The sequence below is a fragment of the Corallococcus sp. AB032C genome (assembly GCF_003668935.1).
Taxonomy (GTDB): Bacteria; Myxococcota; Myxococcia; order Myxococcales; family Myxococcaceae; genus Corallococcus; species Corallococcus exiguus.
In genome coordinates this window covers 1-1549 of record NZ_RAWP01000245.1, presented here as the reverse complement: position 1 = coordinate 1549, position 1549 = coordinate 1, and the positions used below count along the sequence as shown (strand labels likewise).

General features: G+C 71.4%; 1 protein-coding gene. It reads right to left on the bottom strand.

The genetic code is table 11. The features are described from left to right. Positions 1-1549, bottom strand: a 1549-nt coding sequence (locus tag D7X99_RS41855; RefSeq protein WP_147476433.1) for a fatty acyl-AMP ligase, incomplete at both ends; no start/stop codon positions are given.

Sequence of the window (1549 nt, the reverse complement as noted above, 5' to 3'; positions counted from 1 at the left end):
CCGCGAGGAAGGCCGCTCGGCACGCGTGACGCTGCACCTTGCCGCTGGACGTCTTGGGCAGGCTGCCCGGCTCGATGAGCACCACCGCGTGCGCCTGCACCTCGTGCGACTCCGCCAGCCGCTGACGGATGGTGCCCACCGCCGCGTCCGCCGCCGCCAGCTGCTCACGCAGTCCGCCCAGCCGCCGCACGTCGATTTCCTGCACCACCACGGCGCGCTCCTCGCCCCTCACCTCCACCGAGAACACCGCGCCGCCCCCGGGCCTCAGCGCCGGGTGCGCCCCCTCCACCGTCGCCTCCAGGTCCTGCGGGTAGTGGTTCCTCCCGCGCAGGATAATGAGGTCCTTGCGCCGCCCCGTGACGTACAGCTCTCCCTCCGGCCGCAGGAAGCCCAAGTCCCCGGTGCGCAGGTACGGCCCGCCGTCCTCACGCGCGATGCGCGCATGGAACGTCTCGCGCGTCGCCTCCTCGCGGCCCCAATACCCCTGGGCCACGCTCGGCCCCGACACCCAGACTTCGCCCACTTCACCGGGCGCACGCCGCTCCAGCGTCTCCGGGTCCACGATGGCGATTCGCTGCTCCGCCAGCGTCTGGCCACACCCCACCAGCGTGCGCGCACCGGGCTCCGCCGCGCCCACTTCCTCCGCGCGGTGCCGCTCCAGCCCCTCACCCGAAATCGTCACCGACACCGGCGGCGCCGACTTCTCCCCGCCGGAGACGATGAGCGTGCCCTCCGCCAGCCCGTAGCAAGGGAAGAAGGCCTCGCGCCGGAAGCCACTGGGGCCGAAGGCCTCCACGAAGCGCTCCAGCGTCTCCGGGCGAATCGGCTCCGCGCCGCAGAAGGCCACCTCCCACCGGCTCAAATCCAACGCACGCCGCTGCTCCGGCGTGCTCTTTCTCACGCACAAGTCGAACGCGAAGTTCGGCCCGCCGCTGATGCTTCCCCCGAAGCGCGACACCGCCTCCAGCCACGCCATGGGCCGCTTGAGGAACGCCATCGGCGACATCAACGTCACCGGGAAGCCTCCGTACAAAGGCTCCAGGATGCCGCCGATGAGTCCCATGTCGTGGTACGGCGGCAGCCAGATGACGCCTACGCTGTCCGCTCGTGCGCCGAAGGCACCGTGGATGAGCGACAGGTTGTGCAGCAGGTTGCCGTGCGTGAGCATCACGCCCTTCGGCGTGCCCGTGCTCCCAGACGTGTACTGAAGGAACGCGAGCGACTCCGCGCCCAGGCCCTCCGGCGCAACCCAGTCCTGCTCGCCGCCCTCCGGCAACTCATCCGTCGCCATCCAGTGCAGCGCGCGGAAGTCCGGCGCCTGCTCGAAGACGAAGTCCGACAGCCCGAGGATGCCCGACGTGGTGAGCACCACCGACGCACGCGCGTCCTGGATGATGGCCCGCAGGCGGGGCAGGGTGCGCTCCAGCCGCATCGGGTCCGGCGGATACGCGGGCACCGCCACCGCTCCCGCGTACAGGCAGCCGAAGAAGCCCGCGATGTAGTCCAGTCCCGGCGGGTACAGCAGCAGCACGCGCTCGCCTTGCGCGCC